We start from the raw sequence: 23349 nt of genomic DNA, 5'->3' as shown, positions 1-23349 counted from the left end.
CGCCCCCCATACCAACCTCCGTCCCGACATGCACGCGGTGCGTTGTCCCGTGCGAGGATCCCTCCCACCGCCCGCCCGCTCGCAGGTCCTGCGCCCCCAGGTCCTCTGCTACGCTGCCGCGCACTTTTTCCGGAGGTCCCATGCGTCGCTGGTCGTCCCTGGCCCTGCTCGTCCTCGTCTCCGCGCCTGCCTTCGCCCAGGACACCGCTCCCGCCACGCCCGCCCCCGAAGCCCCGGCCCCGGCGCCCACGCCCGAGCCTGCCGCCGCGGAGCCGGTGGCGGCGCCCCCCGCCCCCACGGAGGCGACCCCGGCGCCCACGCCCGCGCCTCCCAGGCCCCGCAGGGCAGCCGCGCCGCCGGCCCCCGCCGCGCCCCCTCCCCCTGCCGCGCGCCCGCCAACCCCGGCCCCGGCCCGCGAGGCCGCGCTCCCCGCCGATGACGAGCTGACGCCCGAAGGGCACGCGCGTTCGATGATCCGTGACGAGGCGCGCTTCCTCTTCCAGAGCCTGCTGACGGGGGACGTGCGGACCGCGTCCGCGGAGCTGACGTATCCCTTCCAGTTGGAGGACAAGCGCTTCAACACGCCCGAGGAGCTGGTGCAGACGTGGGTGAAGCAGCTGCGCGCCCGGCGCACCGACCTGGTCACGCTCTACGACATCGAAGTGCTGCCCCTCACGGAGATGGAGAAGAAGTACGGCAAGCCCCCCGCGCGCCTGGGGCTGGATCCGCGCGCGCTCAAGGACACGTGGGCCGCCGTGGGCAACCTCTCCGGCCACGCGGCCATCTTCCTCTTCCGCAACGGCTCCGACCTGCGCTGGCAGGCCTTCGCCTACACCGACTGACGCGAAGAAGGGGCGCCAGGCCTGATGAGTCCGGCGCCCCCCTGCCCCCGATGAGGCCCTAAGGGCGCCCCAGCGTGAGGTTCACGGTCCTGGGAGAGCCCAGCACGCCGACGTAGGTCTCCTCGCTCGCGTAGCCCTCCTTCGAGGCCACGAGCGTGTAGCTCCCGATCTCCACCCCTTCCAGGACGAAGCCGCCCTGGGCGTTCGTGGTGGTGGTGAACGCCGTGTCCTTGAGGGAGACGGTGATGCCCTCATGCGAGCTCGCGCCTTCCAGCGTGATGGTGCCGGAGACGCGGGTCGTGGCCGCGCCAGGATCCATCTCGATGGCCATGACAACGGTCTTCCTCGCCTCCAGGTCCACCGTTCTCCGCAGCGACCGATAACCCGTCTTCGAGATCACGAACGTGTAGGCACCGGAGTCCAACTCCTCGAAGGCGAACGTCCCCTGGGCGCTCGTCGTGAGGCGGGCATCGGTTTCTTGAAGGTGGATCTCCACGCCCGCGGGGGACGCGCCGTCCTCCATCTGGACCGTCCCGGTGATGCGTCCCTTGCGGTTTTCGGGGGCAGGCTCCGGCTCCTTCTCCGCGTCCGGGTCGCACGCCGGGAGGACCGCCAATGCCATGGCCACCACGAGCGCGCTCAGCGCCCCTCTTCGATTCGTGTCCATGTGAGTGTTCTTCCCTGTTGAGTGCGCACCGGGCCTGCGCACGGATGCCGCCGCCTGCGAGTGCAACCGACTCACGAGTGCGGCGCGCGAGCCCCATGACGTGAGGCCCCACGGGAAATTCACACTCCCACGCGACTTTTCAGCTCAGCGCGGCGACGAATTCGCGCAGGCGCTTCAGGCCCTTCTGGAGCACCTCGCGCGAGGTGACGAAGCTCATCCGGATGTAGCCGGGCGCGCCGAACGGATCCCCCGGCACCGCGGCCACGAGGAAGTCGTTGAGCAGCGCCTCGGAGAGCTGGAGGGAGGTGGTGAGCGTCGTGCCCTTGTACGTGCGGCCCAGCAGGCCCCGCACGTCCGCCATCGCGTAGAAGGCGCCTTCGGGCAGCCGGCAGCGGATGCCGTCGATGGCGTTGAGCCCTCCCACGAACAGGTCGCGGCGCTCGCGGTACTCGTTCACCATGGCGGCGATGGTGTCCGACGGGCCGTTGAGCGCCGCCAGCGCCGCCTTCTGGGTGATGGAGGACGCGTTGGACGTGGACTGGTCCTGCACCATCTGCATGGCGGAGATGAGCGCCTTGGGCCCCGCCGCGTAGCCCAGCCGCCAGCCCGTCATCGCGTAGGACTTGGACAGGCCGTTGGACACGACGAGCCGGGGCACCAGGTCCGGCGCCACGTTGCCGATGTTGAGGAACTCCCCCGTGTAGAGGAGCTTCTCGTACATGTCGTCGGTGATGAGGAGGCAGTCATGGCCCCGCACCGCGTCCGCGATGCCCTCCAGCGTGGCGCGCGAATACACCGCGCCGGTGGGGTTGGCCGGGCTGTTGAGCACGACGGCGCGCGTGCGCGGCGTGAGCGCGCGGCGGATGGCCTCCGGGTCCGGCGCGTAGCCGTCCTCCTCGCGCGTGGGGACGAAGACGGGCGTGCCGCCCGCCAGGTGCACCATGTCCGGGTAGCTCACCCAGTACGGCGAGAAGATGAGGACCTCATCGCCTTCATCCAGCAGGGCCTGGAAGCAGTTGTAGAGCGACTGCTTGCCCCCGGCCGTCACCACCACCTGGTCCGGGGCGTACTTCAGCCCGTTGTCCTTCTCCAACTTGCGGCAGATGGCCTCGCGCAGCTCCGGCATGCCCGCGGTGGCGGTGTACTTGGTGAAGCCCGTGCGGATGGCGTCGATGGCCGCCTGCTTCACGAACTCCGGCGTGTCGTAGTCCGGCTCACCCGCGGCGAGCACGACGACGTCCTCGCCCTTCGCGGCGAGCGCCTTCGCGCGCGCGTTGAGGGCCAGGGTGGCGGAGGGCTTGATGGCATGCAGCCGGCTGGCGAGTTTCATGTCGCCAGTGCCTAGCGCGGAAGTCCCAGGAGCGACAAGGCCCATGGGGCGGGCTGCGTTGCCCGGTGGCCGTTGGGTTCCCGGCCGAGGCCCCGGGCGGCGCGCCGCTCAGGCCTTGGGGCCGAACTTCTTCTTGAGCCCGGCGTACACGTTCGGGGGGACGAGCCCTTCCACGTTCCCCCCGAAGGAGGCGACCTCCCGGACGAGCTGCGAGGAGATGTAGAAGTAGTCCTCGCCCGTCATCATGAAGACGGTGTCGATGTCCGGGGCCAGCTTGCGGTTCATGTTGGCGAGCTGGAATTCGTATTCGAAGTCCGACACCGCCCGCAGCCCGCGGATGACGACGCCCACCTGGCGCTGGTGCACGTAGTCCACGAGCAGCCCGTGGAAGGCGTCCACCTCCACGCGGCTGTCCTTCACCGCGTCGCGGATGAGCTCGATGCGCTCCTCCTGGCTGAACAGGGGGGTCTTCTTCGGGTTCACCGCGATGGCGACGATGAGCCGGTCGAACATCTTCAGGCTGCGCTGGATGAGGCTCAGGTGCCCGTTGGTGAGCGGATCAAACGAACCAGGATAGATGGCAACCGGCATGGGTACCGGGAAGTCTCGGCGGGCCCAGGGGGCCGGTCAAGCGCCCGTCACGGGGCCCGGTAGAAGCTCACCAGGGTGTCCCCGAACCGGCGCTGGTCGTCCCGGGTGAAGCCGGCGTGGGCCTCCGGGGCCTCCTCCCGCTTGTCGTGCTCCACCACCACCGTGCCGCCGGGGGACACCACGGAGGACGCCGCCAGGGCCTCCAGGAGCGTGGGGACGACGCGCGCCGCGTAGGGGGGATCCGCGAAGACGAGCTCGAAGCGCTCGCCCTTCTTTCCCAGCGTCTCCAGGGCCCGGGCCACCGGCTGCGCCAGGATGGACACCTGGGCGGCGAAGCCCAGCGCGTCGGTGTTCAGCTTGCACAGGCCCTGGGCCTCGCGGTCCTGGTCCACCAGCACCACCCGCCCGGCCCCGCGCGACAGGGCCTCCAGCCCCAGCGCCCCGGTGCCCGCGTACAGGTCCAGCACCGCCTGCCCGTCCAGGAACTGGCCCAGCATGTTGAAGAGGGTTTCACGCACACGGTCCGCCGTGGGGCGGATGTGTGCGGACGACGGCTTGGGACCCTGCAGGGCCCGGCCCTTCGCGCTGCCTGCCACGATGCGCATGGGCGCCTTCTAGCCCAGGTCGCCGCCCGCCTTCGCGAGGAACGTCATCGCGTGCGTCGCCGAGCGCCGGGCCCCCAGCGCCGCCAGCACCTCCGTGGCCTCCGCGAAGGCCAGCGCCTCCAGCGTCTCCCGCGCGGTGGGCGTCAGGGGCGGCAGGCCCTCCTCCACCATGGACAGCAGCTCCCCGGCCGGCATGCCCGCCGCCTGGGCCCGGGCCCCCACCTGCGCCCGCGCCTCCGGCGGCCACGCGCGCAGCGCCAGCGGACCGAACGGGCCCCCGCAGTCCACCTTGCGCACGCCCGCGGCCACGTAGCTGGACAGCCCGCGCGGCGCGCCCGCCGACAGGTCCCCCACCGTCACCGCCACGCCCCGGGCGTGGGCCAGCTCCACCACCTGCCTCAGGAGCCCCACGTCCAGGTCGCCGTCGCCCAGCTGCGCCTCCGACACGCGCAAGAAGCGCAGCGGCACCTTCCACTGCGAGAGCCCCTCCAGCAGCGTGCCGCACGCGTCCAGCAGCCCGGCGCCCGCCGGGGCCTGGGGCGCGGACAGCTCCAGCGACAGCTCGCGCTCCATGAGCGGGCCCACCAGCGCGTTCACCGCCTCCACCGCTTCGTAGGTCGTGAGGCGCGACAGCTCCAGCGACACCAGCGCGAAGCCCGCGTCCACCACGCGGAAGAGCCCCTCCTGCATCGCGTCCAGGACGTCCGCGTCCGTGGACGTCACCCGCACGGGGCCGGCCTGGAGGAACAGGGGCCGGGTGTGCTCGGCCTCCACGGCGGCCGCGCGCACCGCCGCCACGAAGCGCTCCGGCGCCCCCCGGTCCGCCAGCGGGTGCGGACAGGCGAGCCCCAGCACCGCGTCCTCCACCCGCGCCGCGCGCAGCAGGCCCGGCAGCATCCCCTTGGACGGCACCGGGAGGCAGGGCAGCGCGGCCGGCGTGGACTCCAGCGCCCGCAGCAGCTCACGGGGATCCAACACGGGCACCCGGGAGCCCGGGCCCATCCGCGCCACCACGTTGCCCGGCCGCAGCGACAACACCTTGTCCAGCACGCTCATAGGAGCCGCCGAGGATCCCCGCCCTGCCCTGCTTTCGCAAGGGTGCTCAGTGCACCTCGCCCAGATGGGCGTAGGCCTCGCTCTCGATCTGGATGGTGGTGTGGTCGATGCCGAAGCGGTCGAACAGGTCGTGCTTCACCGCGGACAGGATGTCGTCGTTGTTGCAGACCATCGGGTCCGCCACCACCAGGTGCGCCGACAGCGCGTACATCCCGCTGGAGATGGTCCACACGTGCAGGTCGTGCACCCCCTGCACCCCCTGCACCTTGCCCATGAGCTCGCGCACCTGCTCCAGGTCCACGTGCGCGGGCACCGCCTCCAGCAGCACGTCCACCGCGTCCTTCACCAGCCGGAGCGCGCCCACGACGATGATGATGGAGATGAGCACGGAGATGATGGGGTCGACGCCGTACCAGCCCGTCCACCACATGATGCCCGCGCCCACCAGCACGCCCACCGACGACAGCGTGTCGCCCAGGACGTGCAGGAACGCGCCTCTCACGTTCATGGAGTGCGTCTGGTGCAGGAAGCCCAGCGCCGCCAGGTTCGCCACCAGGCCCACGCCCGCGACGATGGCCATGGGCCCCAGCGCCACCGGGGCCGGCGTGCGCAGCCGCTCCCAGGCCTCCATCAGGATGAAGATGGTGATGACCAGCAGCAGCACCCCGTTGAGCAGCGCGCTCAATATCTCCATCCGGTAGTAGCCGTAGGTCTTCTTCAGGTCCGCGGGCCGCCCGGCGAACCACAGCGCCAGCAGGCTCAGCACCATCGCCGACACGTCCGTCAGCATGTGCCCGGCGTCGGAGAGCAGCGCGAGCGAGTTCGTCAGGAAGCCGCCCACCGCCTCCGCCACCATGATGGTCGCCGTCAGCGCCAGCGCGGCCAGCAGCCGGCGGCGGTCCTTGCGCCGCTCCTCCGCCAGCCCCCCCTTCCGGAGCCCGTGCGAATGGCCGTGACCATGCCCATGCCCGTGGTGGGAATGGTCGTGGTCGTGCGAGTGGTCGTGCCCAGGCCTGCCGTGTGTATGTGGGGGTGCGCTCACAGGAGCCCAGGGTACGCGATCAGCGCCGTCATCGGACAGGTGCCGCTGGATTGATTTCAGACAACCCCGTAGATCCACTGTCCGAATCGGCAACAGGGTGAGGCCCGCGGGGATGGACTTCGAGAAGCATCAGAATCTGCACACCATTGTCATGTTGAGGGATGTCATCCGCAAGTGGTGGCAGGTGGAGCTGTCGTTCGCGGATCGTAACGGCGTGGTGCACGACTGGCAGCGCGGGGATTTCATCCCGCCGCCGAACGACTTCTGCCGCCACTCGCTCGGTTCGAGGGAGGGGATGCGGCGGTGCGCCCAGTCCGTGCGGGTGCTGCACGAGAAGTTCAAGGCGGCGAAGAAGCAGCGCCACTCGCTGTCGCACGACTGCCACCTGCGCCTGTCCATCGTGGGCGCGCCGCTCTACATCCGCAACGAGTACGAGGGCTTCCTCTTCGTGGAGGGCTTCGCCCGGCAGCCGCTGACGCCCGGGGACGGGCAGGTGCTGCTGGACAAGATGCGCGACATCGCCCCGGCCGCGCTCGGGGAGCTTTCGGGCGCCTGGGAGCGCGTTCCCGTGCTGGATGGCTCGGAGCTGAGCAAGCTGTCGGACCTGCTGGAGTTCGCGGTGACGGAGATCGCGAACCAGGAGGTGGAGCTCACGCGCAAGGAGGAGACCATCCAGTCCATGGCCTCCGAGCTGTCCAACCGCTACCGCTTCGAGAAGATCATCGGCCGCTCCGGCGCGATGAACGAGGTGTTCCGCCTGATGGAGAAGGTGGCCAACTCCGACTCCACCGTCCTCATCAACGGCGAGTCCGGCACGGGCAAGGAGCTGGTGGCGCGCGCCATCCACCACAACGGCCCGCGCAAGGACAAGCCGTTCGTCGTGCAGAACTGCTCCGCCTTCAACGACAACCTGCTGGAGAGCGCCCTCTTCGGACACACGCGCGGCGCCTTCACCGGCGCGCTCAAGGACAAGAAGGGCCTCTTCGAGGTCGCCGACACGGGCACCTTCTTCCTGGACGAGGTGGGCGACATGTCCCCCGCCCTCCAGGTGAAGCTCTTGCGCGTGCTCCAGGAGGGCACCTTCCTGCCCGTGGGCGGCACGCATTCCCGTGAGGTGGACGTGCGCGTCATCGCCGCCACGCACAAGGACCTGGGCGAGCTGGTCAAGCGGGGCGAGTTCCGCGAGGACCTCTACTACCGCATCAACGTCATCCGCCTGCAGCTGCCGCCCCTGCGCGAGCGCAAGGACGACCTGCCCGTCCTCATCGACCACTTCCTGCGCAAGCACCACCGCGAGGGCCAGCGCGCGCGGGGGCTGGCCCCGGAGGCCCTGGGCATCCTGGGCGCGTACGCGTGGCCGGGGAACATCCGCGAGCTGGAGAATGAAATCGAGCGGCTGCTGGTGCTGGGCGGCGAGCTGGAGGTCATCCCCGCGGAGCTGCTCTCCAGCCGCATCCGCGACACCGTCGTCCCCGGCGGCGGGCCCTTCATCGCCCCGCGCGCGCACGGGAAGCTGCACGAGGCGGTGGAGTCCCTGGAGAAGGAGATGATCCACCAGGGGCTGGTGCGCACGCGCAACAACAAGAGCCGGCTGTCGCGCGAGCTGGGCATCAGCCGCTCCAACCTCATCCTGAAGATCACCCGCTACGGGCTGGACAAGGGCCTGCCCGAGGCACTCACCGACGCGCCCGAAGAGGAGGTGGAGGCGTGAGCACCGGCCACAAGCAGGCGACCTCCTTCCGCCAGGACTCCCTGCGGGTGCCCGACGGCGCGGACCTCTACTTCCAGGTCCGGGGCGACGGCGCCCCGGGCATGGTGCTGTGCGACGGCCTGGGCTGCGACGGCTTCGCGTGGAAGTACCTGCTGCCCTACCTGGCCCGGCGCCACCGGGTGCTCCGCTGGCACTACCGGGGCCACGGCAGGAGCAGCGTGCCGGAGGACCGCACCCGCATCGGCATGTCGTACACCTGCGACGACATGGCGCGGGTGATGGACGCCGCGGGCCTGGAGAAGGCCGTCCTCTTCGGCCACTCCATGGGCGTGCAGGTGGCGCTGGAGTTCCACCGCCGCTATGCCCGGCGCGTGCAGGGGCTGGTGCTGGTGTGCGGCAGCTACGGCATGCCGCTGGACACCTTCCACGACTCCACCCTGCTCAAGCGCCTCTTCCCCACCCTGCGCCGCGCGGTGGAGCGCTTCCCGCTGCACACCGCGCGCATCGTGCACGGGGCGCTCACCACGGAGCTGGTGGTGCAGCTGGCCATCCGCCTGGAGATGAACCCGGACCTCATCGCGCGCAACGACCTGGCCCCCTACTTCACCCACCTGGCCCGGATGGACCCCGTCGTCTTCGTGCGCACCCTGGACTCGCTGGCGAACCACACCGCGTGGGATCACCTGGAGCACGTGGACGTGCCCACCCTGGTCGTCGCCGGGGAGAAGGACCGCTTCACCCCCGGCTGGCTGTCCCGGAAGATGGCCGAGCGCATCCCCGGCTCCGAACTGCTGGCCATCTCCGAGGGCACCCACACCGCCCCCTTGGAGGTCCCAGGGCTGGTAGAGCTGCGCGTGGAGCGCTTCCTGCGCGAACGGCTGGGCGTGGAAACCGGGGAATCCGGGCCAGAGGTGGGATAGGGAACCGGCCGGGGTGGGCCCGTTTGTCTGGCCGCTGGACATCCACCTTCATTGCAGGCGGCACGCCCCCGGCATATAAGCCCCCGCCTTCCGGGTTCCGGTGGGATTGAGAAAGCCCGTTCTGGGCGTGTCTCTTCGCACCTCTTTTCTGTCAGTCGGTCCGCATGATCTCTCGCGAAAACATCCGCAACGTCGCCATTGTCGCCCACGTCGACCACGGGAAGACCACCCTCGTCGACCACCTGCTCCGGCAAGCAGGTACTTTCCGCTCCAACGAGCACGTCACCGATCGCGTGATGGACTCGAACGACCTCGAGCGGGAGAAGGGCATCACCATCCTCGCGAAGAACACTGCCGTCTCCTACAAGGGGATGCAGATCAACATCATCGACACCCCGGGCCACGCCGACTTCGGTGGTGAGGTGGAGCGCGGTCTGCGCCTGGTCGATGGCGTCATCCTGCTGGTGGACGCAGCCGAAGGTCCCCTGCCCCAGACGCGCTTCGTGCTCACCAAGGCGCTGGCCATGGGCCTGAAGACGGTGCTGGTCATCAACAAGATCGACCGTCAGGACGCCCGCGCCAAGGAAGTGCTGGACCTCGTCTACTCGCTCTACATCGACCTGGGCGCGGACGATAAGCAGCTGGAGATGCCGGTCCTCTACACGGTCGCCCGCCAGGGTCAGGCCTCCACGTCGCTGGACGTGCCGGGCAAGACGCTGGAGCCCCTGTACGACGCGATCATCAAGCACATCCCGCCCCCGCCCGCGCCGCCGGTGGACCAGACCACGCTCCAGCTGCTGGTGGCGAACCTGGACTACGACGACTACGTCGGCCGTCTGGCGGTGGGTCGCGTGCAGGCGGGCCGCATCACGGCCAACATGCCTGTCGGCGTCGTCCGCGAGGGCGGCAAGGTGCAGCCGGGCAAGATCGTGAAGCTGTACGGCTTCTCCGGCCTGAAGCGCGTGGAAATCGCCGACGCGGGCCCGGGCGAGATCGTGTCCATCGCGGGCATCGAGGAGATCTCCATCGGCGACACCATCGCCGACGCGGAGAAGCCGGTGGCCCTGCCGCGCATCACCGTGGACGAGCCCACGATGATGATGATCTTCAAGGTCAACGACGGGCCGCTCGCGGGCAAGGAAGGCAAGTTCGTCACCTCCCGCAACCTGCGTGAGCGCCTGTACCGCGAGGCCTACCGCAACGTGGCCGTGCGCGTGGAGGACACCGCGACGCCGGACGCGTTCCGCGTGGTGGGCCGTGGCGAACTCGCCCTGGCGGTCATCATCGAGAACATGCGCCGCGAAGGCTACGAGCTGACGGCCTCCAACCCGGAGCCCATCACCAAGACCGTGGACGGCGTGCTGCACGAGCCCATGGAGCTGGTCTTCTGCGACGTGCCGGAGACGAGCGTGGGCGTGGTGACGGAGCGCCTGGGGCCCCGCAAGGGCCGCATGACGGACATGCAGCAGCTGGGCTCGGGCCGCACCCGGCTCCAGTTCCGCATCCCCGCGCGCGGCCTCATCGGCTTCCGCTCGGAGTTCCTCACCATCACGCGCGGTGAGGGCATCATGAGCAGCCAGTTCGACGGCTTCGAGCCGTGGTTCGGCTACATCCCGAAGCGCGCCAACGGCGCCATCGTGTCCGACCGCCTGGGCGACACCGTGCCCTACGCCCTGTTCAGCATCCAGGAGCGTGGCCAGCTGTTCGTGAGCGAAGGCGTCACCGTGTACGAGGGGATGATCATCGGCGAGCACTCCCACCCGTCCGAGCTGAACGTCAACTGCTGCCGCGAGAAGAAGCTCACCAACATCCGCGCCGCCGGCCGCGACGAGAACGTCATCCTCGTCCCGCCGCGCGAGATGGGGCTGGAGAAGGCCCTGGAGTGGATCGCCGACGACGAGCTCGTCGAGGTGACGCCCAAGTCCGTGCGCATGCGCAAGAAGGCGCTGGCCAACGGCGACCGCTACCGCGCCGAGCGTGAGCGCAAGCGCGAAGAGCGCAACGACGCCTAAGCACCGCGTTCGTCGCGCCTGAAGTCCTCGGAGGCCGTCACCCACCCGGGTGGCGGCCTCTGCTTCGTTCAGGGCGCGTCCTGCTTGAACGACGCCCAGGACACCACCACGTCGCTGCCCCGCGCGTCGCGGCCGTGGAGGACGTCCAGCACCTGCTTGACGTCCGGCGTCGCTTCGTCAGGGCCCACCACCACCTCCGCCCGGAAGCCGCCGCGCCCCAGCAGCTCCTGCACGCCCAGGGCGCGGTCCCAGGGCATCCGGGTCGTCCGCCGCTGGTCGTCCCAGCCCACGAGGATGCGCTCCACCTCCGCCCAGGTGACGGCCTCCGCGCCCTCCGGGACGTGCACGGAGACCTCGCTGCGCCAGCCTCCGGTCTCCCGCTCCGGCTGCCAACGGGACACCTTCAGCGCCACGCGGGGCGGCGCTTCCGGGCGCTCCAGCGGGCGGACGCTCACGAAGGCGGTGATGGCGCGCGGCGCGCCGGACTCCATCCTCGCGTGCACCCGCACCGTGAAGCGCCGGGGGATGGCGCCGTCCGCGGGCTCCGCCGCGTAGGTGTGTTCGAGGATGGGGCCCTCCGTCTCCTCCGTGGTGCCATCCCCCAGGTCCCAGGTGTACGCCCGGACGGGCCCGGCCTCCTCCAGGCCCTGGACCTCGAAGGTGAAGGTCGCCGGGCCGTCCTGTCGCGCCCCCAGGCGCAGCGGCGACTCCGCCCCCGCCGCGCAGTCCCGGACCTCCAGCAGCACGGTGCGCTCGGCCAGCACGCCGACGCGGCGGCCTCCCAGGTCGCGGCAGAGCTGGAAGCGCACCGGGTAGCGCCCCGGCACGGCGGGCGCGCGCCAGTCCAACCCCGAACCCGGCTGGAGCCCCGCGCGGCCCTCCGGCGTGGGCCACACCCAGCGCTCCACCAGGTCGGGCTCACGCGCGCCGCCCACCCTCGCGACGACGCCGACGGTGCCACCCGCGCACGCCCAGGGGCGGTCGGTGTCCAGGTGCTCGATGAAGGCCGTGGAGGCCAGGGGCTCCCAGACCTCGCCCAGGGCGCTGGCGAGCCGGGCATCCTCCGGCGTCCCCCCGTCGTCGTCCGGGGGCGCCCTGGCCGCGGGGGCAGAGGCTTGCGGCCCGGGCACGGCGTGCGCCGGTGGGACGCGGGCGGCGGGCAGGCCCGGAGAGGCCGGTCCGGCTCCGGCCACCGGGGTCGCCTCCAGCGCCGCGAGCAGCAGGCTCGCGGCGAAAGCGCCGCCAGCCGCGAGCACCATGCGGGTCCGCGGGCGCAGGCCCGACGACTTCGAGGACGGAGGGACCCCCATGGCGCGCTAGAAGCCGAAGCGGATCAACCGGGCGCGGTAGGGCGTGGCGTTGGGCCGGTACCACCGGTTGTCCCAGCCCTTGAACTCCACGTCGTCCAGCAGCCGCTCCGTCTGTCCCCGGAAGGTGACGGCGTTGATCAGCGGCGCGCCCGTGGAGCCCACGTTGCGCGACGCGAGCCGGTTGTCCGGATCCAACAGCTCCGAGGTCCCCTGCGAACAGCCGTCCACGTAGCAGCCGCCCCGGTCGCAGGTGGACACGGAGTTGTACGAGCCGTGCTTGTCCTGGGCGGCGTAGATGCGCGGCGCGCCCCGGGACTCCGCCACGTATTCGAGCTGCGCCCAGCCGTACCAGGCGGAGGACTCGCACACGGTCTCCAGGTGCGCGGAGAGGAAGGCCCAGTCCAGCAGCCAGCGGCCGTCGGAGTAGTGCACCTCCAGCACCTGGAACTCGGTGTCGCCGTCGTGCGCGTCCAGGAAGCCGCCCAGGACGCCGTGGTCCTCGTAGAAGGCGGCCAGGTAGAAGATGCGCAGCGTGCGCAGCGCGAAGGACTGCGACTTCACCGCGAAGTACGGCCGGCGCCCCGCGCCCCGCTCCCCCTGGGCAATCCAGAGCGCCGGCATGAAGGCGGACGCCACCTGGTACTCGCAGTCGTCGTTCAGCCCGTCGCCATCCGCGTCCGTCCCGGTGCCCCAGCAGCTGTCTCCGTAGGGGATGGAGGCGAGGCCTTGCGCGAAGGCCGGCACGGACAGCAACGACACCGACAGCACCAGCGCGAGCGCGCCAGCACGGGAAGGGACGACACCAGCCATGGAGCACATCCGGGGCGGTCAGCGAGGGGACCGGTCCACGGTGCGCACCTTCGGGCAGGGACTGAAGCCGGCCTGGAGTCCGGGCCGGTGTCCGCCGTCAATCGCAGGGGGCCGCGGGCCCCTAGAACGTGTACTTCACCCGGGGGAACACCGCGAAGGTCATGATGTTGGGCCCGATGATGTAGCGCCCGAGCAGGTCCGCCCCCACGGTGAAGTGGTCCAGGGACGTCGCGTACTCCACGCCCACGCCCAGGCCCGCGTTGAGGGCGTTGATGGAGCGGCCCGGGTCACCCTTGTCCGGATCCACCGGCGTGGGATCCAACCGCGTGTAGCCCGCCGCCACCTTGGGCGTCAGGTAGAAGCGGTTGGCCAGCCTCACGTGGTAGGCGGCGGTGAGGTCGCCAAAGGCCACGGTGAAGTTGTCCGACAGCGCGCACACGTTGGACTGCGGCAGGTAGCCCGCGAAGCAGTTCTGCGCGGAGGCGCCCAGCGCGAAGTGCGCCCCCAGCGAAAGCCGCTCCGTCAGGTCATAGCCGATGCCCAATTGCAGGTACGACTGCGCGTTGGAGTAGTTGTTCTCACCGCCCACCGTGAAGAACACCCCGACGTCGGTCTCGGTGAAGAACCCCCGGCGCGGCTCGAACGGCACGCCCTCCGGCACGGTGGCACCCAGGGCCGGCGTCGCCAGCGCGAGCGCGGCGAACAGCAGCGACTTCCTCACGACTCCTCCCGTCACGGTTGTCCCCTCGCCCCACACGCACTCCTGGAGCGGCGCACGGACACTAGTGATGCCGCGCACGAAACGGCAGCGGGGAAAAATGAAAATGGCGTGGACCGTTTCGTCCACGCCATTTGGTCTTCCAGTCCACGAACCGCCCGACGTCGGAGGCGGGGTGCCGCTACCCCTCAGCGTCCGCGCCGGACGGCGAGAACAGCCACGGGTACGTCACGGACACCACGCCGCCGCCCTTTGGCTCCGGGAACTTCCAGCGACGGATGCGGGAGATCATGCAGTTCTCCGCCGCGTTGCTGCCCAGCGTCGTCTCCGACACGTTGGCGTCCGCCACCGCGCCCGCCGGGTCGATGGTGAAGGCCACCGCGACCTTGCCCGCCAGCGACGGGTTCTTGTTCAGCTCCGACTCGTAGCAGTACTTGATCTCGTTCTGGTGCCGCCGGATGACCTTGGCGATGACGTCCTTGTCCAGGCCGCCCACCACCGTCGTCTTGCCGGGAATCACCTTGGTCACGGACTTGCCACGGCCACCCAGGTCGATGCCGCCCGAGCCGCCCACGCCGCGTCCCGTGCCCTGCGTCCCCAGCCCGCCGATGCCCAGCGCCGTGCCGCCACCGCCGTTGCCGGTGCCGCGCGAACCCAGGCCGCCCACGCCCTGCGCGTCACCCATGGCCGCGCCGCCCTTGAGGCCGCCCAGCGAGTTGTTGATGCCGGTGCCGATGCCGCCCGGACCGAACACGTCCGACGCGCCACCCTTCATGCCCTTGAGCGCGCCCAGCAGGCCGACCTTGCCCACCACCTGGCGGTCCTTCTCCTTCTTGCTCTTGTCGACGACGTTGGTGCCCGGCTTCGAAGGCGCGGCCTCCGCCTGCTTCGCCTCCTCCTTGCCGAACTTGCCCTCTTCGTCCTTCGCCTTGGCGCCCTCCTCCACGCCGGAGAGCTGGAGCTTCTTCGCCTCCACCTTCTTCTCCGGGGCGATGAGGAACTTCGCCACGCTCTGCTGGGACGCGAAGACGTCGTCCGCGGAGCGCGTCTCCGAGTGCGGCGTGAGCACCATCGCGGCGACGAACGCGGCCGACGCCAGGATGCAGATGGCGGCGATCTTGAAGAAGCTGAAGTCGCGGTCCGACAGCGAGGTGGCCAGGATGGCCGGCGACGGCTTCACGTAGCGCATCACGAACGCCACGGTGCCCAGCGACACCTCCGCGCGGTCGTGCAGGCCCAGGTTGAACACCTGCTCCTGCTCCGCCGAGGCGGCGTTGAGCTGACCCGCGGCGCGCAGCGCGTCCTTCGTGCGGACATCACCCTTGTTGGTGACGAACACGCCGGAGCCCACCGGCGCCTTGAGCTCCAGCTTGTCGCCCTTGCTCACCGCCAGCACGTGCCGCGCGCCCACCTGCGGCACGAAGACGTGGAAGGCGTTCTTCTTGCCTTCGCCAATGGTGACCGGGGCGCCGTCCTTGAAGTGCTGGACCTCCAGCATCTGGTCGCCCCAGAGCATCGCCACCTGGAGGACCTTCGCCTCCGGCGTGGGCTGCGCGTCCAGGGGCAGCGGGTCCTGCAGATGCGCCGCCAGCTGCGGCTTCTTCGCCGTCACCACCGACGCGGGCGTGGGCTTGCGCACCATGCCCGGAGGCGCGGAGGGGCCGAACACCGGCGTGGGCGCCACGTTGTGCGTGGCCACCGAAGCGCCCATGGCCCCCACCGGCGCGGAGCGCGGCGTGCTGACCGTGCCCACGACGTTGGCGGGCGCCGCCTGCACCGGGGGCCGGGGAGGCGCGACGTCGCGCCGGACCGGAGGGGCCACCGAGGCCTGCTGCGCCGGCTGCATCACCGGACGCGACGGGGGCAGTTGCTGGAACACCCCGGGCTTCGCCACCGCCGCGCCCGCCGGAGCCACCGGCCGGGGCGTGTCACCGAAGAGCACCTCCACCCGCGAGGTCCCCACCGTCAACACGTCACCCGGCTTGAGCGCCGTGGGAATGACGAGCTTCTGCCCGGAGACCTGGGTGCCGCCTTCGCTGCCCAGGTCGATGGCCGTCACCGAACCATCGTGGTCCACCTTGAGCATCACATGGAGATTGGAGACCCGCGGATCCTGAATCTTCACCGCCGCCTGGGCGCCCGACCCCACGATGACACTCTCTGCCTCCGAAACCGTCTCCTGGATGGAGCCGTCTGGAGTCGTAATCCGAAGCGTCAAACCGTTTTTTCTCGCCGCCGCCATGAAGTTCTTCCTTCTTCCCTTCCCGTCCCGAAAACGTTCAACGCCGCCTGAAACGACCTAAAGATTGTCTGTCGACTTCTGCAACTCCGGGTCGAAGTTCTCCCGGACCTTGATGAGGCTTTGGAAGTCCGTCTTCTTGCGATTGAGGACGTAGGAGCCCTCCGGCTTGGTGAGCTCGCCCTCCACCGCCACGTCCGTGAAATCGATCACCGTCTTCTTGCGGTACACGGTGCGGTCCTCCTCCTGGATGACCTTCACCGAGTCCTGCGCCAGGGCGGGGGCCGCCGCCCCCAGCACTCCCACCATCACCACCGATGCCAGCAGTCGCTTCATGTGCAGTCTCCGGTAGCCCCGCTCTTGGGTTTCCATTGCAGGGCTCGCACCAACTCCAAGTCCCTGGATTCTAAGGGAGTCGCCCGGCCGCTTGCACCTGGGGGCCTGGAGGGGGGAAGAAAGTTCTCGTTCTTCCAGCCCGGGCGACTGTTCTTTCTTCAGGGCGTCGGGGCAGGCGAGGGAGCCGCCTGCGACGCGGGGGCGGCTTGACCGTCCACGGGCTGACCCGGGGCTGCGGGAGCGGCTTCGGACGCCTCGGGGGCCGGCTCGGTGCCGCCCTCCGCCGCCGCGGCCGGGTCGGGCGCGGCGGTGTCCTGGGGCAGCTGGTTCATCATGGAGGATGAAGACGAACCCGCGCCCCCGATGGCGGCCGCGCCGTCCTTCTTCGGCTCGCCCTCCCCTTCCGCCGTGGCGGCGGGAGCCGGCGTCGGCGGGGTCTTGAGCATGGTCTGCAGGCCCTGCACCTTGGCGGTGATGAGCTGCTTGTCCTGCGGGGACGTGGCGCCCAGCTCCTTGCAGCGGTCCAGGAAGGCGATGGCCTTCTCGAAGCCGGAGCGGTCCGCCGCGTACGCCCAGCCCGCGCCGCACACGGCCTCCGGCTGCTCCGAGCGGCGCGCGAGCACCTTCTCGAACGCCTCGCCCGCGGCCACGCCCTTCTTCGGATCCAGGCCCTTCTGGCCGTCCAGCGCGTACGCCAGGTACAGCTGGCCCTCCACGCCCTCCGGCTCCAGCGACAGGGCCTTCACGAAGGAGCGCTCCGCGCCCGCGTAGTCGCGGTAGGAGAGCGCCAGCGCGCCCAGGTTGAGGTGCCCGGCGGCGAAGTTCTCATCCAGCGCCACGGCCTTCTGGAACTGGGCGAGCGCGCGCGGACGGTCCTCCATCTTCAGGTAGATCATCCCGAGCGTGTTGGGGATGGCGGGGTCCTTGTCCGCCACCTTGCGCGCGTTGATGATCAGCAGCTCCGCCAGGCGGTACTGGCCCCGGTCATACGCCACCAGCGCCAGCGTCTTGTACGCCTCCGGGTTGTCCTTGCTGCGCGCGAGCACGCGCCGGCCGGTGGCCTCCGCCTCGTCCAGCTTGCCCGCCAGCCGGTACGTCGCGGCCAGCCCGTTGAGCACGGGCTCGTCGTGTTCGTGGCCCGGCGTCTGGAGCGCCTTCGTGTACAGCGTGATGGCCTCCTCCAGCTGGCCTTCGTGCCGGTGCATCAGGCCCAGGTTCATCACCGACGGCGTGTGGGCCGGATCCAGGAAGAGGACCTTCTCGTAGGCGGCGCGGGCGTCGGCCGGGCGGCCCTGCTTCTCCGCGATGACGCCCAGGTTGAACTGCGCGTTGAGCGTCTTGGGCTCCTTCGCCACGACCTGCTCGAAGCCCTTGCGCGCGCGGTCCAGGTCCCCGGACTCGTAGGCCTTCAGCGCCTCCGCGAAGAGGTTGTCGACGCTGCCCTTCTCCGCGACCTCCGGCGCGGGGGTCGCGGGCACCACCGGAGCGGGCCGCTCCACCGCGTTCATCGCGACGGGCGTGGGCCGGGGGCCCGTGGCGCACGCCGTGGTGAAGGCGAAGGCGAAGGCCCCCGCCAGGAACATCCGCTTGGTGCGAAACCCGTTCATCCGCTGCGTCCCCATCCCCTCGAACTGGCTGCTGATGTCGATGCTGTTCGTCGTCTTCACGGCTGGACCCCCTCGAGCAGCGCGGTGGGTTCGGACTTCGAGCCCTCCACGGCCTCCGGCGCGGCGGACGGCTTCTGCCCTTCCGGCTGCGCGCCCACCGGCGCGGGAGGCGCCACGGGCTTGGGCTCCGCGGAGGCGCTGATGGGGCCGTTGAGGTCCTTCAGCACGCCCGAGGCGATGCGCGAATCACTGCTGCCCCGGTACGTCACCGGCTTCACCTGGGCGTAGGCCCCCGGACGCAGGCGGTTCACCTGGTCCTGCGCGGCCAGCGTCCACTCGCTGTAGATGCCCAGCTCGTAGGCCTTCTGGAGGCCCTTCTCCAGGGCCTCGCTCGCCTTGTCCTCCAGGGGCAGGGCCAGCGTCTCCAGCTCACCGCGGTACATGCTGAGCTGGTCGTCATCCAGGCCGGACGGATCCGGTGAGTCCATGATGTTGCGCGCGAAGTCCGCGTACGCAAGGCCAATGCGGGTCAGCGCCGCGATGCCCCACTCGCCGGAGCCCGTGGCGAGCACCGCCGCGTACTCCTTCTCCACGCGCTGCATCTCGCGCTGCTTCGCCGTCAGGTCGCGGCGGATGGTGGAGACGCGCGTGAACTTGATGTCCGAGAAGCGCTTCCACGTGGGCTCCAGCGCCAGGAAGCGCGCGTGGCCGTAGGCGTTGAGCACCACCGGATCCTTGCGCACCCCTTCCGCCAGCTTGTTCCAGCCGCGCACCAGCTCGTCCTGCGCCTTCTCCTGGCCGCGGACGTCCTTCATCTTCTGGTACGCCAGCAGCTCGTGGTAGCGGGCGAGGTACGGCTGGCCCGCGGCGGTGCGCGAGTCCCGGCCGTAGGTGTCCACGAAGGCGCTGAAGGCGCGGGCCGCGTCGCCCCACTTCTTCTCCTTCTCCCAGACGAGCCCGATGGAGAAGGCCACCTGGGGCACGTCCTTGCGGTCCTTGAAGCGCGTCAGGTAGCTGTTCCACGCCGTGACGGCCTTCTGGGACTCGCCCAGGCCGTCGTACCAGACGCCCGCGTTGAAGAGGGCATCCGCCACCCACGCGCCCGCCTCGTCCACCTGCGCCTTGCGCTCGGCGGCCTTCTGCTCGCGCTTGGACTCCGCGTCCTCGGCCGCGCCCGGGGCGTCGTCCTTCTTCGCCACCGCGCTGCCCCTGGCCTTCTTCGCGTCCTTCTTCGTGTCGCGGGCCTTCATGGCCGCGTCGTAGGCGGACACGAAGGACTCCGACATGGCGGCGGCCTTCTTGAACTCGGCCACCTTCTCGTAGAGGCCGGACAGCGTGTAGCGGGTCTTCAGCTCGAAGGGGCTGTTCGGGTACTCCTTGAGGACGCGCTCGCCGGCGGTGATGCCCTTGTCGACCTCGCCCGCCTCCTGCGCGATGACCATGGCGTAGGTGAGCGCGCGGTCCGCGTTCTCCGACTTGGGGAACTCCGTCACGAAGGTGAGGAACTGCTCGGCGGCCTTCGCCGGGTTCTTCTCCTTCTTGTAGACGACCTCGTCCACGTACTTGTACTGGCTGCCCTCCACCACGCGGGCCACGCGGGAAGCGAAGTCCGAGCCGGGCTTGGACAGCTTCTTGTTGCCCAGGAACTTGCGCGACAGCGTGTTGAGCTCCAGCCACTCCTCGCGGCTCTCCAGCACGTACATGGTCAGGTCCGCGGCGTCGCGCGAGCGGCGCTCCTCCGGGGACTTCTCGATGATCTCCCCGAAGCGGCGGGCCGCGTCCACGAAGTGCGCGCGATCGTAGAGGATGACGGCGGCCTGGTAGCGCAGGTCGATCTCATCCTGGTTGCCCGGGTACAGGCCGTTGTACGTGTCGCACGCGGCGACCAGGCGCTCCTCGAACTTCGTGAGCGGCTGCTCCGCCTGCTCCTTCGCGTCGCGCTTCACCAGCTTCTGCCTGGCGACGTCGCCCTTGTCCTTCTTCTCGTCGACCTTCTGGCCGTCCCGCAGGTCGCTCTTGGAGAGCTGGCCGCGCTCAATCTTGACGAGCTTGTCGTACGCGAGCACCGCGTTGTACGACGCGCTCTTGCGGTAGGCCTCGTTGGAGACCTCGCGCGCGGAGTCGCGGTCCGGGATCTTGAAGGCCACGACGGCGTCGTACTCGCCGGCGGCGGCCTGCCACTCCTCCAGGGCCCAGAGGATCTCCGCGTAGAAGAAGCGGATGTTGAAGGCCGAGTCCGCGACGAACTCCGGGTTGTCGCTGGAGGCGAACGCGTCCACGTACTGCTTGTAGATGTCACGCGCGAGCCGGTAGGTCTCCACCTGGCGCGTCTTCTGCGCCTCCTGGTGGTACTCGGTCACCATCACGCGCATCGCCTCTTCGGTGACGCTGAAGGCATTGCGCAGCACGCCCGCGTTGCCGGCGTTGGTGGTCCACCACTCGCCGCCCGGGCGGTAGAGGTCCACCATCCGCTTCATCTCCTTGCGGACCTGCTGGCGCTGACGCAGGCCCTCGTACGCGCGCACCACCGCCTGCTGGTACTCGGGCGCGTTCACGCCCATGGGCGCGTCGTCGATGAGGGTGCGGTACACCAGGATGGCGCTGTCGAAGTGGCCCGCGTCCACCAGGCCCGCGGCCGTCTTCGCGAGCAGCCGTCCCTGGCGCTTCGGCGGCGCCTTCTCGCGGAAGTACGCGAGCGCCTCCTTGGGCTGATCCAACTGCACGTAGAAGACGGTCAGGTCATTGAGCGCCTCCGTGCGCAGGTCGCCCAGCTCCTCGCCGCGCTGGCCCGCGTAGTCCACGACCTCGTGGAGCTTCTTGAGGCCCGCGTCCAGGTCGCCCGCGTTGAAGTCACACCAGGACAGCTTGTAGGTGGCGTAGGCGTAGATCTTCGGGACGCCGGAGTCGCGCGCCTTCTCGTAGTTCACCTTCGCGGGCGCGAGCTTGTTGTTCTCGAAGTAGTGGTTGCCCAGCTGGATGTACGCGTCCGGGACGAACTGCGACCTGGGGAAGTCGCGGATCAGCTCCTCGTAGCGCGCCACCGCGTCCTCGCGGCGGTTGAGCTCATAGAGGTTGTAGCCCAGCGAGAAGAGCACCTCGTCGCGGGCCGGGTACTCCGGGTACTCGCGCAGGATGTCCTCGTAGATGCGCATCGTGTCGGCGCGGTAGCGCTCCGAGTCACGGTGGTCCTGCTGCGGCGGGGTGGCCTTCTCGCCGCGCGCCACCGCCGCGTCGTAGGCCTTCTCCGCCGCGAGGAACTTCTCCATCTCCAGTTGGTAGAGGTACTTGGACTTCTCCCAGTAGAGCTCCGACAGGCGGTACTGCATCTCCGCCTTCTGGGTGGAGGTCTCCTGGAGCTTGGGGATGAGGCGCTTGAAGCCTTCAATGGCCTCGTCGCGCTTCTTGTCCGCCATCGCGTCCTTCTTGGAGTCCGCGATGCGCGGCACGTCCGCGAACTTGGCCGAGGCGGGCTTCACCCGCGCCGGGCCCTTGCGCATGTCCTGGGCAGAGACGCCGGGAGGCAGCTCCGGCTTCTTGGCGTCAGCCCCCTTCTTCGCGTCCTCCTTCCTGGCCGTGGCGTCGCCCTTCTTGCTCGCGGCCTTCGCCGCCGCGGAGGGCTTCTTCGTCGCCACCTTGCGCGCCGGTGCCGTCGGCTCCGCCGCCTCCGCCTCCCCCACCCCACCGGCCGCGAGCGCGACGCCCACCGCCAGTGCACCGAACCGAAGAAACACCTTCATGCGAGCTCCTGGAGAACCGCGCCTCGTCAGGGTGGGCAAAATTCTGCCCAACCGGGAGGGACGACGGAAAGTAGACGCGGGGTCCCAGGTTGGGAAGTGGCCCGGAACATGCCTTGTGCCCCGGCGTACGCGATCACCCCGAGCGAACTTCCAGGACTCAACAACGTGCGAAAGGCCCGCTCACCGCGACACAGGGTCGCGGTGAGGGGCCTCGGGACATCGTGCTTGCTGAGCAGCCAGGTGCGAGCGGGTACGACGTCGCGCCGGCCTTTCGCCTACTTCTCCTGGCGTGCGGGGCAGCCCCGCTTCAGCGTGTATTGGTAGTAGCCGATCTCGTCGATCCAGAACTCGCCCTGGAAGCGCCAGTAGTTCCAGGACTCGCCCGGCATCTTCGGGCGGTAGAGCGTCTGGCGCGTCAGCAGCGTCTTCTGGTCCACGCCCGCGGAGAAGAGGTCCTTCTCATCCAGCGCCGTCTGCACGCGGATGATCTCCGCCTGGTCGGAGAAGGTGCGGAGGTTGTCCGCGGCCTCCTTGATGCGGTTCTTCGCCAGCGTCCCGCCCACCTGGAGCAGCGTGCCGCGAATCTCCTCCAGCGACGCCACCGTCTGCGCGGCCAGCGGCGTCCCGCGCCAGGGGCCGTCCACGATGGCGCGCTTCTCCGCGTCCACGCGGGTGAGCGTCCGCATCACTTCCCGGATGCGCTCGTTGTTGCGGATCCACAGGTACACCGGGCGCGGCAGGCGGCGGTTCTCCGCGGCCACCAGGTTGAAGGCCTGCACGAGCGGCAGCTCCTCGCCGGTGAAGGGCTCCAGCTGCTTCGCCATGGGGCCGTAGCGCTCGTCGAAGGCCGCGAGCGTCGTCTTCACCTCGTCGTAGAGGCACGAGTAGTAATAGACGGTGGACTTGAGGATCCACGACTCGGGCTGGAAGGCGCCCTCGAACTGGGGGGCGTGCAGCGCCTGGAGGCTGCCCAGCGCGCCGCCGAAGTCCTCGTTCTGGAAGCGGGCGAAGCCGTTCTCGAACAGCGCCTGGTCCCAGTAGCGCGCGTAGCGGGGCACGCCCTCGTAGGCCTTCACCGCGTCGGCGTACTCGCCCCGGCGGTAGTGCACGCGGCCCAGGGCCAGGAGCGCAAGCTCCCGCGTCTGGGGCAGCTCCACCTGGGGCTCCTTCGTGGACAGCACCGCCTGGAACGCGGCGATGGCCTCCTTGTCCAGCGTCTCCCCCTCCCCCGGGCGACCGGGGAAGCGCGGATCCGCGAGCACCGTGCCCAGCAGGTAGCGGGCCTTCGCGTAGACGCGGCTGTCGGCGGGCACGGCCTCCAGCAGCGCGCGGGCCTCCTCGAAGCGCATGCGGCGCTGGGTGGCGGTGCCCACCAGGTAGTTGATCCGCGCCAGCACCTCCTTGGGCAGCGTGACCCACTGGTCGCGCACCTCGTCGGAGTAGGCCTGGTTGAGGATGCTGGGGATGAGGTTCTGCTCGTCCAGCCGCTGCTGCATGTCCACGAGCCCCTCGATGGCCTTGAGGTACGAGGGGTGCTTGGGGCCGGCGTTGACGATGGCGGCGTAGGAGATGAAGGCCGCGACGGGCAGCTCCTTCTTCGCGAAGGTCTGCGCCAGGTAGTACTCGGCCTTGCCCTTCAGGTCCGCGTCCTCCCCTTCGGCCAGCTGCGCGAAGAGGGGGGCGGCGGTGTCGAACTGGCCGGCGTTGAAGGCGGACAGCGCGCGGTTGTAGGCGCCCACGTCCTGCTGGGCGAAGGCCGCGGCCGGCACGACGAGGGGCCCGATAACGACGAGGAGTCGGAGCAGTCGGGACATGG

General features: G+C 70.0%; 18 protein-coding genes. 4 read left to right on the top strand and 14 right to left on the bottom strand.

Annotated elements, in window-relative coordinates; genetic code table 11:
* Positions 1 to 140: 140 nt before the first annotated feature.
* Positions 141 to 842: a hypothetical protein gene (locus tag OV207_RS19850; RefSeq protein ID WP_267556700.1), complete on the top strand. Its 702-nt coding sequence runs from the start codon at positions 141 to 143 to the stop codon at positions 840 to 842.
* Positions 843 to 900: 58 nt separating this feature from the next.
* On the opposite strand, the gene OV207_RS19845 is transcribed toward OV207_RS19850, so the two are convergent.
* The 6 genes from OV207_RS19845 to OV207_RS19820 all read right to left on the bottom strand — a co-directional run bounded on the left by OV207_RS19845 (position 901) and on the right by OV207_RS19820 (position 6133).
* Complete coding sequence (locus OV207_RS19845; protein ID WP_267556699.1) at positions 901 to 1509, bottom strand: carboxypeptidase-like regulatory domain-containing protein; 609 nt, start codon at positions 1507 to 1509, stop codon at positions 901 to 903.
* A 139-nt stretch (positions 1510 to 1648) separates the two neighbouring features.
* Complete coding sequence (locus OV207_RS19840) at positions 1649 to 2839, bottom strand: pyridoxal phosphate-dependent aminotransferase (protein ID WP_267556698.1); 1191 nt, start codon at positions 2837 to 2839, stop codon at positions 1649 to 1651.
* Between the two features lie 108 nt (positions 2840 to 2947).
* Positions 2948 to 3430 carry a pantetheine-phosphate adenylyltransferase gene (gene coaD, locus OV207_RS19835; protein ID WP_193429928.1) on the bottom strand — a complete coding sequence of 161 codons (483 nt, stop codon included), beginning with the start codon at positions 3428 to 3430 and terminating at the stop codon, positions 2948 to 2950.
* Between the two features lie 47 nt (positions 3431 to 3477).
* Entirely contained in the window at positions 3478 to 4035 is a 558-nt protein-coding gene (gene rsmD / locus OV207_RS19830) for a 16S rRNA (guanine(966)-N(2))-methyltransferase RsmD (protein ID WP_267556697.1), read from the bottom strand.
* 9 nt (positions 4036 to 4044) lie between these two features.
* On the bottom strand, positions 4045 to 5091 hold the full coding sequence (locus OV207_RS19825) for a hypothetical protein (protein WP_267556696.1): 1047 nt from the start codon (positions 5089 to 5091) through the stop codon (positions 4045 to 4047).
* Between the two features lie 46 nt (positions 5092 to 5137).
* Positions 5138 to 6133 (bottom strand): cation diffusion facilitator family transporter, encoded by a 996-nt coding sequence (locus OV207_RS19820; protein WP_267556695.1) that lies wholly within the window; start codon positions 6131 to 6133, stop codon positions 5138 to 5140.
* Between the two features lie 112 nt (positions 6134 to 6245).
* On the opposite strand from OV207_RS19820, the gene OV207_RS19815 reads away from it, so the two are divergent.
* From OV207_RS19815 to typA, 3 genes are all read left to right on the top strand, one after another.
* Positions 6246 to 7844, top strand: a complete 1599-nt coding sequence (locus tag OV207_RS19815; RefSeq protein WP_267556694.1) for a sigma 54-interacting transcriptional regulator — start codon at positions 6246 to 6248, stop codon at positions 7842 to 7844.
* Positions 7841 to 8764, top strand: coding sequence for an alpha/beta fold hydrolase (locus OV207_RS19810; RefSeq protein WP_267556693.1), 924 nt, complete (start codon positions 7841 to 7843; stop codon positions 8762 to 8764). Before OV207_RS19815 ends, OV207_RS19810 begins: the two co-directional genes overlap by 4 nt.
* A gap of 164 nt (positions 8765 to 8928) precedes the next feature.
* Positions 8929 to 10776, top strand: a complete 1848-nt coding sequence (gene typA / locus OV207_RS19805; RefSeq protein WP_193429934.1) for a translational GTPase TypA — start codon at positions 8929 to 8931, stop codon at positions 10774 to 10776.
* Positions 10777 to 10844: 68 nt separating this feature from the next.
* Here the strand turns inward: typA and OV207_RS19800 are convergent, their stop codons facing one another.
* The 8 genes from OV207_RS19800 to OV207_RS19765 all read right to left on the bottom strand — a co-directional run bounded on the left by OV207_RS19800 (position 10845) and on the right by OV207_RS19765 (position 23347).
* Positions 10845 to 12035, bottom strand: a complete 1191-nt coding sequence (locus OV207_RS19800; protein WP_267556692.1) for a PKD domain-containing protein — start codon at positions 12033 to 12035, stop codon at positions 10845 to 10847.
* Between the two features lie 57 nt (positions 12036 to 12092).
* Positions 12093 to 12896: a hypothetical protein gene (locus tag OV207_RS19795; protein ID WP_227027986.1), complete on the bottom strand. Its 804-nt coding sequence runs from the start codon at positions 12894 to 12896 to the stop codon at positions 12093 to 12095.
* Between the two features lie 121 nt (positions 12897 to 13017).
* Positions 13018 to 13617, bottom strand: coding sequence for an adventurous gliding motility protein CglE (gene cglE, locus OV207_RS19790; RefSeq protein ID WP_193429937.1), 600 nt, complete (start codon positions 13615 to 13617; stop codon positions 13018 to 13020).
* Between the two features lie 178 nt (positions 13618 to 13795).
* Positions 13796 to 15856 (bottom strand): TonB family protein, encoded by a 2061-nt coding sequence (locus OV207_RS19785; protein ID WP_267556691.1) that lies wholly within the window; start codon positions 15854 to 15856, stop codon positions 13796 to 13798.
* Positions 15857 to 15913: 57 nt separating this feature from the next.
* Complete coding sequence (locus OV207_RS19780) at positions 15914 to 16189, bottom strand: hypothetical protein (protein ID WP_193429939.1); 276 nt, start codon at positions 16187 to 16189, stop codon at positions 15914 to 15916.
* 158 nt (positions 16190 to 16347) lie between these two features.
* On the bottom strand, positions 16348 to 17856 hold the full coding sequence (locus OV207_RS19775; RefSeq protein WP_420715246.1) for a tetratricopeptide repeat protein: 1509 nt from the start codon (positions 17854 to 17856) through the stop codon (positions 16348 to 16350).
* Positions 17853 to 21533 carry a tetratricopeptide repeat protein gene (locus tag OV207_RS19770; protein WP_267556690.1) on the bottom strand — a complete coding sequence of 1227 codons (3681 nt, stop codon included), beginning with the start codon at positions 21531 to 21533 and terminating at the stop codon, positions 17853 to 17855. Before OV207_RS19770 ends, OV207_RS19775 begins: the two co-directional genes overlap by 4 nt.
* 275 nt (positions 21534 to 21808) lie before the next feature.
* Positions 21809 to 23347, bottom strand: a complete 1539-nt coding sequence (locus OV207_RS19765) for a tetratricopeptide repeat protein (protein WP_267556689.1) — start codon at positions 23345 to 23347, stop codon at positions 21809 to 21811.
* Positions 23348 to 23349: the final 2 nt, after the last annotated feature.

This window comes from Corallococcus sp. BB11-1 (genome assembly GCF_026626625.1).
GTDB lineage: Bacteria > Myxococcota > Myxococcia > Myxococcales > Myxococcaceae > Corallococcus > Corallococcus soli.
Note: the sequence above shows the minus strand (reverse complement) of the source record. Positions and strands in the feature narration are given on the sequence as shown.

Bases quoted from the DNA above. Each gene is read 5' to 3' on its own strand.
- OV207_RS19850 (WP_267556700.1), top strand. From the start codon at position 141: ATGCGTCGCTGGTCGTCCCTGGCCCTGCTCGTCCTCGTCTCCGCGCCT.
- OV207_RS19845 (WP_267556699.1), bottom strand. From the start codon at position 1,509: ATGGACACGAATCGAAGAGGGGCGCTGAGCGCGCTCGTGGTGGCCATG.
- OV207_RS19840 (WP_267556698.1), bottom strand. From the start codon at position 2,839: ATGAAACTCGCCAGCCGGCTGCATGCCATCAAGCCCTCCGCCACCCTG.
- coaD (WP_193429928.1), bottom strand. From the start codon at position 3,430: ATGCCGGTTGCCATCTATCCTGGTTCGTTTGATCCGCTCACCAACGGG.
- rsmD (WP_267556697.1), bottom strand. From the start codon at position 4,035: ATGCGCATCGTGGCAGGCAGCGCGAAGGGCCGGGCCCTGCAGGGTCCC.
- OV207_RS19825 (WP_267556696.1), bottom strand. From the start codon at position 5,091: ATGAGCGTGCTGGACAAGGTGTTGTCGCTGCGGCCGGGCAACGTGGTG.
- OV207_RS19815 (WP_267556694.1), top strand. From the start codon at position 6,246: ATGGACTTCGAGAAGCATCAGAATCTGCACACCATTGTCATGTTGAGG.
- typA (WP_193429934.1), top strand. From the start codon at position 8,929: ATGATCTCTCGCGAAAACATCCGCAACGTCGCCATTGTCGCCCACGTC.
- OV207_RS19800 (WP_267556692.1), bottom strand. From the start codon at position 12,035: ATGGTGCTCGCGGCTGGCGGCGCTTTCGCCGCGAGCCTGCTGCTCGCG.
- OV207_RS19795 (WP_227027986.1), bottom strand. From the start codon at position 12,896: ATGGCTGGTGTCGTCCCTTCCCGTGCTGGCGCGCTCGCGCTGGTGCTG.
- OV207_RS19785 (WP_267556691.1), bottom strand. From the start codon at position 15,856: ATGGCGGCGGCGAGAAAAAACGGTTTGACGCTTCGGATTACGACTCCA.
- OV207_RS19780 (WP_193429939.1), bottom strand. From the start codon at position 16,189: ATGAAGCGACTGCTGGCATCGGTGGTGATGGTGGGAGTGCTGGGGGCG.
- OV207_RS19770 (WP_267556690.1), bottom strand. From the start codon at position 21,533: ATGAAGGTGTTTCTTCGGTTCGGTGCACTGGCGGTGGGCGTCGCGCTC.
- OV207_RS19765 (WP_267556689.1), bottom strand. From the start codon at position 23,347: ATGTCCCGACTGCTCCGACTCCTCGTCGTTATCGGGCCCCTCGTCGTG.